This is a genomic window from Sediminibacillus terrae (genome assembly GCF_009602435.1).
Lineage (GTDB): Bacteria > Bacillota > Bacilli > Bacillales > Amphibacillaceae > Sediminibacillus > Sediminibacillus terrae.
Window position 1 is genome coordinate 601422 of the sequence record NZ_VZDQ01000021.1, and the last position, 8570, is coordinate 609991.

The following is an 8570-nucleotide window of genomic DNA, read 5'->3' on the forward strand; positions in this document are numbered from 1 at the left end:
ATACCTGACGGCAGGATTCGCATTCAACAGGTCACTGATGCTGCGATTTTCATCAGAGGTTCAGTCAGGTCTTGTTTTGTAACCAACGAGGGACATCCAGGGCTGTATATCTGTTTATATAATCTGCTTCCGGTTTCCGATGATTAAGAAGCCGTATCCATTTCAATGCTTCTCCTGTTGACCCAGCCGCCATTCGAACCAGCTGCCATGCCCATCTGTGCTTCCCACTGTTCCATGAGTCTCTTTTCCGGCTGAATGCCGGTCTAGGTGAAGCAGCCGGTCATACATATTATTGTATATATGGAAAATTTCCCGTTTCTCACTGATATGCTTGATCCTATTCAACAGCTTCCGTTTTTCTTCAGCAGGGATTTGATTTGCGACATGGGTATGAAAAACACAAATAGTGGATTCATACGATATCCCAGCCGCAACGTGTTCCAGCAGCTCCACACCATTCCCTTCGATCAGTTCCAGATGGGCCGCTTCGTTCTCATACTGATAAGCGGCACGTTCAAATGCGGTTCTTCTGGTTTGATGTTCTGGCCAAATCAATGCCTTCAGCCATGCATAATCGACCGGATCATCAAGATTACTGATATGTAAGTCGATCCCTATCCTTTCTGCAACTGGTGGACTCTTTCGCAACAACGGAAGCCTGTCCCCCCTTACTTCTGAACTGAGCACCAATCGGGCATTTGCATTACCAACCATCAAACCATTTCCATACCGGTAAGCATATTTGTCCCACAACAATTGCAAACCCGCGCTGCACCCAAGTTCAATGAGAGACAGCGGGCGGCCCGATTGCTGGTAAATATGACAAAAGACTGGATAGAGATAGGCACAGCGTCTAACTTCATTCGTTTGCACCAATTTTTTTGTGATCAGCTGCTTTATTCCTTTTTCATGGATTCGACAAAAGTCCTTGAACCAAGGAAACGCCTTTTCCGGCATAGCGGGATTAGCAGTCAGACTAGGATAAAACTGTTTCAATGGATGTTGACTATCTTGTAAAAGATAGTGTACAGCACCAAGCAACAAGTTTGGTATTGGCTGTCCAGGATTTGCATGCTCACTCATAACCAGCACCTCGGCGTCATTTGCAATTTCCTCTGCCAGGCACTCATACAACCTGCTGGAACCTCTGCATTCGTTGAGGGAAAACGATCGAAAGCGTTCTGATAAAGAATCCACTGTCATTCTACCCCATCCTTTTTCTGATAATGCTGCTGTATGTATACCTTCGTTCCAATAAATTTTTCTCCTTCCCAATGAAGCTAATGGTGGGTGCACCGATACGGAAAACGGAGTTAGGGATTTGCACGAAAGCGATTATCATTCATCTCATAAATAAGAAGACAGATAGAAGGACTGGGATAAATGATTACTGACAAAATAAACCGAACGAATTCGATTAGCTTTTGAATCCGTTCGGTTTTTCTTATTCCGGTCACTTTTCGAATTAGGAACAATGACAACAGAGCTGATGGTCATTCTTTTTCAAACGATGGACTTTGCTATAACCTTTCTTCATCTGACTAAACATTTCTTTAGTTTCCGAAAGCAAGGATTGTTTTTCGGTTAAATAAAGCTGATTCTTTGAAATATTGGTTATCAGTTCAACGGCCAGCTTCGGTTCATGTCTCATCAACCTGCTGTATGCCTTCTCATCGATCCTCACATATTCAACAGGAGTAACAGCCTCTACATAGATATGCTTTGTAAAAAACACCGAGCGGTCACCGAAAAATTCTCCAGCCCCTACAATTTTCGTTCTGCACGTCTCCTTGTTGAATAAACGTACAAATCCGGAAGTAACAAAAAACACAGCATCTGCAGGCTTTTCAAAGGAATAGATTAACTGACTTTCCCCAGTCCTTCCGATTTCACCATAAACTGATAAAGTTTGATAATCGTATTTCCATTTATTTGCTAAATACTTGCGTTTTTTTAATTGCATATTGTGCCTCCTTTAACTGTAATTATTTCTATTACATTTAAGGCATACGTATTGCCTGGTTTTCCGGTTAGAAACTAAAACCCGGTTACTATTTCTGTGATTTGTTTAGACGGGTGTTGTCTCACCATCAGCGCTACATCTTTTATACTATAACCAGCCAAGAAAGTTTCTAACTGTTTCTCAGCATTCCCGAAAATAGTGGTCAATGTAGTCTTCATATTAGCTCCCACCACACAGTCAGGATTTGCGGATGAACATTTAGGGAGCAAAGTACCTTTGGAAGTGATTTTATAAATATCATGAAGGTCCAGTTCCCCTGGATCCACCTGCAAAATAAAACCTCCTGCACATCCTTCTTTCGCTGCAATGTATCCTTGTTTACGAAGCAATCCCAATACCTTCCGCACCCTGACGGGATGAACAGCAGTGCTTTCTGCAATTGCATTGCTTGTAGCCATCCAGCCAGGATGCAATGCCAGATAAGTTAAACTGTGTACGGCCAACGTAAATTCGCTGTTCACTAGGATGCCTCCTATAAGATCATGATATAAGTTGCTTTGGTGTATAACTGTAATCATATTCATTTCAGTTCATCGTGTCAACTGTTCTACCTGGAAAGAAATCCAGAAAACAGAGGAAACATTGGCTTCCCCCTACAGACAGACAAGGCCCCAAGCGTTAGACGCTTGAGGACCTCCGGCTTATCTATTAAATTCCCTGTGAACCATCCACCCCGTTTATCGCATAACTGACGGTGATTTCTGCATTTACAGAGTGCGCTACGGAACAATAGGTGTCCTTTGACAACTGAATGGCTCTTACTACTTTTTCTTCTGGAAGTTCTCCTGTCAAAACGTAGTGAATATGAATGGCTGTGAACCTTTTGGGATGCTCTTCTGCTCGTGCTCCATCAATTTCCACTTCAAATGACTCAGGGTGCAGACGCATTTTTTTCAAAATGGAAATAATATCAATTGAAGTGCATCCGGCTATAGCATTTAACAGTAATTCAGTTGGCCGTGCCCCGCTATTTTCCCCTCCGACTTCTTCGGATGCATCCATATGTATCTGATGACCGGAGGGCGTAAAGCCGGTAAATGACATTTTATCATTCCATTTTATGCTGTTTTTCATCCTCAAGCTCCTTTCGAACAGTGTTTTACTACTATTATCTGATTTTAATTATATATACGTTTCACTTGAAAGATCCGACGATGGCCTTCCGTCCTTCATCCGGCAAGCTCGGTTCACTATCAGAGAACAGACTCCCTGAGCTGGTTCAAAAGCAGAGCAGTTGATCATTGAAATACTCTTCTTATGTGCTTAGGAAGGGCTGCCCCATGTGAGGGACAACCCTTGCCTTTACGATTTTGCAGCCTCTCCTGCGATGGCTGTAATCAGTTCCGCTATTTTCACCAGCTCGCCCACCGGCATACGTTCATTTGTTGTGTGGATATCTTCATAGCCAACAGCTAAATTAACAGTAGGGATACCGTGACCCGCTATCACATTAGCGTCGCTTCCGCCTCCACTTTCAAGCAACTGACTGTCACGTCCGATAGACTTGGCAGCTCTGCGTGCAACTTCTACCACATGGTCTCCAGCTTTCTGTTTATAACCAGGGTACATGACTTTGATATCTAAATCGACACTGCCTCCAAATTCTTCGGCAGTTTCTTCGAATGCCTGCTTCATCTTCTTGACTTGGGCTTCCATCTTTTCCGGGACAAGGGAACGCGCCTCTGCCAATATTTCCACATGATCACAGACGATATTGGTTTTCGATCCACCTTCGAATCGTCCGATATTGGCAGTCGTCTCTTCGTCGATTCTGCCAAGCGGCATTTTCGATATAGCCTTTGCTGCCAAAGTGATTGCTGAAATGCCATTTTCCGGAGCCACTCCTGCATGTGCCGTTTTCCCTTTTACTACTGCATTGATCTTAGCTTGGGTGGGAGCAGCTACGATAATATCTCCCACAGTTCCATTACTGTCTACAGCATATCCATAGGAAGCGTCCACCAATGAAATATCCAGTTCTTTTGCACCGACAAGGCCAGATTCCTCTCCAGCAGTGATAACAAACTGGATGTCACCATGATTGATCTCATTTTCTTTGAGAAGTTTGATTGCTTCCAGCATGGCTGCCAGTCCGGCTTTGTCATCAGCTCCCAAAATCGTTGTACCATCGGAGACGACATAGCCTTCTTTTAAAGAAGGTTTGATATTGTTACCGGGAACGACGGTATCCATATGGGATGTGAAGTATATCGTATCAACTTCCGGTTTGTTACCTTTCAGCGTACATACCAAATTGTTGGCACCATGTCCGGTCTTCGTTTTGCTGTCGTCTTCCACTACTTCCAGCCCTAGCTCTGTGAATTTTTTTTTCAAAACCTTTGCTATTTCTTCTTCATGCTCTGTTTCCGAATTCACCTGGACAAGTTCCAGGAATTCTTCTACGATACGTTCCTGATTCACTTCTGGCATGTTTCATGTACCTCCTCGTCGTTTAAAAGGACATCTCTGTCTACTTATTACGTTACTGAAAATCGAGGACCCCTGTCAATTTTTTCATCCGGTAACCATTCACAAAGGAATGTTGCCATGTTTTTTGACCGGTCGTTCTTCTTGTTTGTTTTTCAGCATTTTCAGACCCTTCAACAGTACAAGCCTGGTTTCCCTTGGATCTATGATATCATCGATCATCCCCAGACCGGCCGCAATATAAGGGTTGGCGATTTTTTCTCTATAGGCGGCGATTTTTTCTTGTCTTGTTATTTCTGGATTTTCACTCTCAGCGATTTCCCGTGCAAATATGATATTGGCTGCACCTTCCGGGCCCATTACTGCTATTTCTGCATTCGGCCAAGCGAAAACAAGGTCCGCTCCAATGGATTTACTATTCAGGGCCACGTACGCTCCGCCATAAGCCTTCCTGGTGATCACCGTGATCTTCGGAACAGTAGCCTCCGAATAAGCATATAATATTTTGGCCCCGTGCCGGATAATCCCGCCATGCTCCTGTTTGACACCAGGAAAAAATCCGCTTACATCTTCTACAGTGATCAATGGGATCTGAAAGCTGTCACAAAAGCGGATGAAGCGTGCAGCCTTGTCGCTACTGTCAATGTCAAGGCTTCCGGCTAAATGTTTGGGCTGGTTGCACACCAGTCCTATTGACTCGCCATGCATCCTGGCAAACCCGACCACAATATTTTTGGCGAATTGCGGATGGATTTCCAGAAAAGATTCAGAATCGACAATCTGCTCGATGACTTTTCTTACATCATAGGGCCGTATTGTGTCAAACGGCACTATTTCCAATAAATCCGGGCGGTAATCCTCTCCTTCCTGGCAACTTTGCTTAGGCGGTTTTTCTTTATTGCTGGAGGGAAGATAACCGACAAGTCGACGGACTTGATTCAATGCTTCCTCTTCTGTCGCTGCCTTCAAATGAGCATTGCCGCTTACTTGATTATGTATGGAAGCACCACCTAAACCGTCCACATTCAGACTTTCACCTGTGACTGTTTCGATTACTTTCGGACCGGTGATGAACATGTGCGATGTCTCCTCGACCATAATGACAAAATCGGTGAGCGCGGGAGAATATACTGCGCCACCGGCACAGGGACCCATGATAATAGATATTTGGGGAATCACGCCGGAATAAATTACATTGCGGTAAAACACTTGACCATACCCGTCCAGTGAAGCTACCCCTTCTTGAATCCGCGCGCCGCCGGAATCACTCAACCCGACGAAAGGGGTTCCGTTCTTGGCGGCAAGATCCATCACGGCTGCAATTTTTTTCGCATGCATTTCCCCCAGAGCACCACCATACACAGTGAAATCATGGGCGAATAAATAGATTGGCCTGCCATCGATTTCTCCATAACCTGTGACGACTCCTTCGCCCGGAGTGCCTTTATCAGCCATTCCGAAGTCAGTCACACGGTGCTCGACAAAAGGATTCAACTCGACAAACGATTCATCATCCAACAGATGATGAATTCTTTCACGAGCTGTCATTTTCCCCTTCTCATGCTGCTTTTCTATTCGCTTATCTCCCCCGCCCAATTCTACTTGTCTTCTTTTATCATAGAGTTCGTTTATTTTTCCGAAAATATCCATTCACTCTCCCTCCTCATGCTGACATAATTCAATCAACACGCGTCCGGAAGCGTCGGGATGAAAAAAAGCGATACGACTGTTATCAGCACCTGCTACCGGCGTTTTGTTCAGTAATCGTATGCCTTGCAGTCGATAAACAGACAATCGCTCATCCAAATCATCCACTTCAAAAGCAAGATGATGCAGCCCTTCTCCTTTTTTATCAAGAAAGCGATGAATGGATGATTGTTCATCCAATGGTTCGAGCAATTCCAATCGCGTTTCCCCTATTTTCAAAAAAGCCACTTTCACCTGTTCCGTGTCCACATCCTCTATTTTCTCCACTGTCAGCCCAAGCACATCATGGTAAAAAGGGAGCGATTTATTTATTGACCTTACCGCAATTCCGATATGGGCGATTTTTTTGGGCGCCATGTACTCAGGACCGATAAGACGCTTGATATAAGCCGCCAGTGCGTCCGTAGTAGCATCGCTGGTAAATACTTTTTTAGTCCCTTTTTCCTCAAGATACGATATATCTTCAGCCGGTATGATCCCTCCGCCGATAACCGGTATTTCGACGGCATTTCTTGCCCGCAATGCCTCTACCACCTCGGGGAACAGTAAACGATGTTCGCCTGACAAGGAAGAGAGTCCGACAACGTCGACATCTTCCTGAACGGCAGCCTGGGCTATTTGTTCTGGCGACTGTCTTAGCCCTGTAGAAATTACTTCCATGCCATGATCACGAAAGGCCATGCATAGCTGAGCTATTCCCAAAGCATGCTGGTTGTTTCCATCCGATCCTGCTTTTGCTAATAACACTCGAATTTGTTTCACTTTTATCAGCCCCTATATACTAGGATTTTCCCTTTCCCCCTACTGCTCAAAGTGCCTCCATGGCTTGAATTGTGTATGGATCAAAAAGAGGCTTGGGAGAATGTTCGATTTTTTCCATCCCCATTTATTTGCAGAAAAGGCTTCTTCCTCCCTGTACGGATTTTCCATTGTCTCTCCCCGCAATTTGTAGACAGCCGGTTTAACATAATGTTACGTTCCATTCTGTTATATATGAAATTGTTTGCTTTTTTAATTCCCAGGGGACTTGTCCATTTTGCACAATCGCGGTAAAATACAAGTAGTTACAGGGGTGAAGGAGGAAATGCAATGGCTAAAAACAATACGGAACAAACAGTGAAGCGTAAACCGTCCAAACGGGAAAGACGGATAAAATTAGTTATTTATATTATGATCATCGCCATGGTATTGTCAACCGTGACAATGGGATTGTCTATGTTTATATAAAAAAAGGCTGGCACTGTATTATCTTTTCAAATGGACAGTGACAGCCTTTTTCTTTTGGCAACTAATCATACATCGCTCGGCTTAAAGGTCTTTTTCAACACCAGATATTGCTCGATTTCATATAGCAAGCGAAACAAGTTCGCCCTCGTTTCGAACTCGATTCTTGTTTTTGGCAAGTCATCCTTATCAAACGTTTTACGCAATTCACGCAGAGTTTCCAAATGAAGCTTTGCAGTGTTGCCGGGATGCACTGCTTCAGCTAGTTCATCAAAAAAATCTGCCATTCGGTAGTTTTGTTCATACAGCCTGTCCATTTGGCTGACAAGCGGAAGCATCCGGCGAAGTAATTCGAACTGTTTTTTCCGCATAATGAAATAATCAAAAAAGGTGTGTTTATCTCTTAATAAATGGTTTTCAATATCCCGGGCAACCAGTCGTTCTGCTTTATCCAACAATTCATCAGTCTCGGTCAACTCCTTTCCTGTCCACGTTTCTCGACCTTCCCGCAGGTATATGGCTATTTCTTTTAAAATGGTGCGGAAATTATTCTCTACTTTTTCCTGCAAATCAACCAAGTTGTTTTCGAGGCTGGGCATATATAAATTCAAAAGCAGAGCTGTCCCGATCCCTATGACGATCAGAAAAAACTCATTGACTAATAAAGAAAAGGTTATCTCGCCGGAGCTGTATAAGTGCAAGATAATTACCGAGCTGGTCACAATTCCCGGGGTCAACTTCAATAAAACGGTTGTTGGGATAAATAAAACAAGCAAGATGCCGATGGCCAATGGATGAAAGCCGATTGTCTCGAAAACGGCAAAAGAAAAAACCATTGCCAGCAAGCATGCACCAAAACGATGCCACGATGTGAGCATCGAACGTTTACGTGTCGGCTGTATGCATAGTAAAGCAATGATCCCTGCAGAAACAAAGTTTTGAAGCTGCAGTAATTGAGCCAGCCAAATTGCTATCGGTGTGCCAGTAGCTGTTTTAAGTGTTCGATATCCAATTTTCACGCTGTGTACTCCTTAATAGCTATTTGAACAGGGTTGAAGGGAGAATCAAAACCACCAGTGTGAACTGGTGGTTTGCTCTGCGGCTGAAAGCCTCTGTTACCGGCCTCGGCCTGAAAGGCCCACCGAAAGGGTTTCCCGCCTGCACCACATTCACTCACTAATTCTAAAGA

At 44.1% G+C, this 8570-nt stretch carries 9 protein-coding genes; 1 reads left to right on the plus strand and 8 read right to left on the minus strand.

Features of this window, described 5'->3' with window-relative positions; genetic code table 11:
- Positions 1 to 162: 162 nt before the first annotated feature.
- The 7 genes from F6X55_RS09065 to mce form a co-directional block, all read right to left on the minus strand.
- The gene (locus F6X55_RS09065) at positions 163 to 1203 is read right to left on the minus strand and encodes a DUF2332 domain-containing protein (protein WP_026570022.1); all 1041 of its coding nucleotides are present in this window, start codon (positions 1201 to 1203) and stop codon (positions 163 to 165) included.
- Between the two features lie 262 nt (positions 1204 to 1465).
- Positions 1466 to 1963: a Crp/Fnr family transcriptional regulator gene (locus F6X55_RS09070; protein WP_026570021.1), complete on the minus strand. Its 498-nt coding sequence runs from the start codon at positions 1961 to 1963 to the stop codon at positions 1466 to 1468.
- A gap of 74 nt (positions 1964 to 2037) precedes the next feature.
- Complete coding sequence (locus F6X55_RS09075) at positions 2038 to 2484, minus strand: RrF2 family transcriptional regulator (RefSeq protein WP_051390403.1); 447 nt, start codon at positions 2482 to 2484, stop codon at positions 2038 to 2040.
- 187 nt (positions 2485 to 2671) lie between these two features.
- Positions 2672 to 3097 (minus strand): OsmC family protein, encoded by a 426-nt coding sequence (locus F6X55_RS09080; RefSeq protein WP_026570020.1) that lies wholly within the window; start codon positions 3095 to 3097, stop codon positions 2672 to 2674.
- 228 nt (positions 3098 to 3325) lie between these two features.
- Positions 3326 to 4453, minus strand: coding sequence for a M20/M25/M40 family metallo-hydrolase (locus F6X55_RS09085; RefSeq protein WP_026570019.1), 1128 nt, complete (start codon positions 4451 to 4453; stop codon positions 3326 to 3328).
- Between the two features lie 99 nt (positions 4454 to 4552).
- Positions 4553 to 6100 (minus strand): acyl-CoA carboxylase subunit beta, encoded by a 1548-nt coding sequence (locus F6X55_RS09090; protein WP_153462801.1) that lies wholly within the window; start codon positions 6098 to 6100, stop codon positions 4553 to 4555.
- The gene (mce, locus tag F6X55_RS09095; protein ID WP_153462803.1) at positions 6101 to 6919 is read right to left on the minus strand and encodes a methylmalonyl-CoA epimerase; all 819 of its coding nucleotides are present in this window, start codon (positions 6917 to 6919) and stop codon (positions 6101 to 6103) included.
- Between the two features lie 327 nt (positions 6920 to 7246).
- Between mce and prli42 the strand changes: the two genes are divergently transcribed.
- Positions 7247 to 7384, plus strand: coding sequence for a stressosome-associated protein Prli42 (prli42, locus tag F6X55_RS09100; protein WP_152525507.1), 138 nt, complete (start codon positions 7247 to 7249; stop codon positions 7382 to 7384).
- 65 nt (positions 7385 to 7449) lie between these two features.
- Here the strand turns inward: prli42 and F6X55_RS09105 are convergent, their stop codons facing one another.
- Complete coding sequence (locus F6X55_RS09105; RefSeq protein ID WP_026570016.1) at positions 7450 to 8400, minus strand: aromatic acid exporter family protein; 951 nt, start codon at positions 8398 to 8400, stop codon at positions 7450 to 7452.
- Positions 8401 to 8570 lie beyond the last annotated feature (170 nt).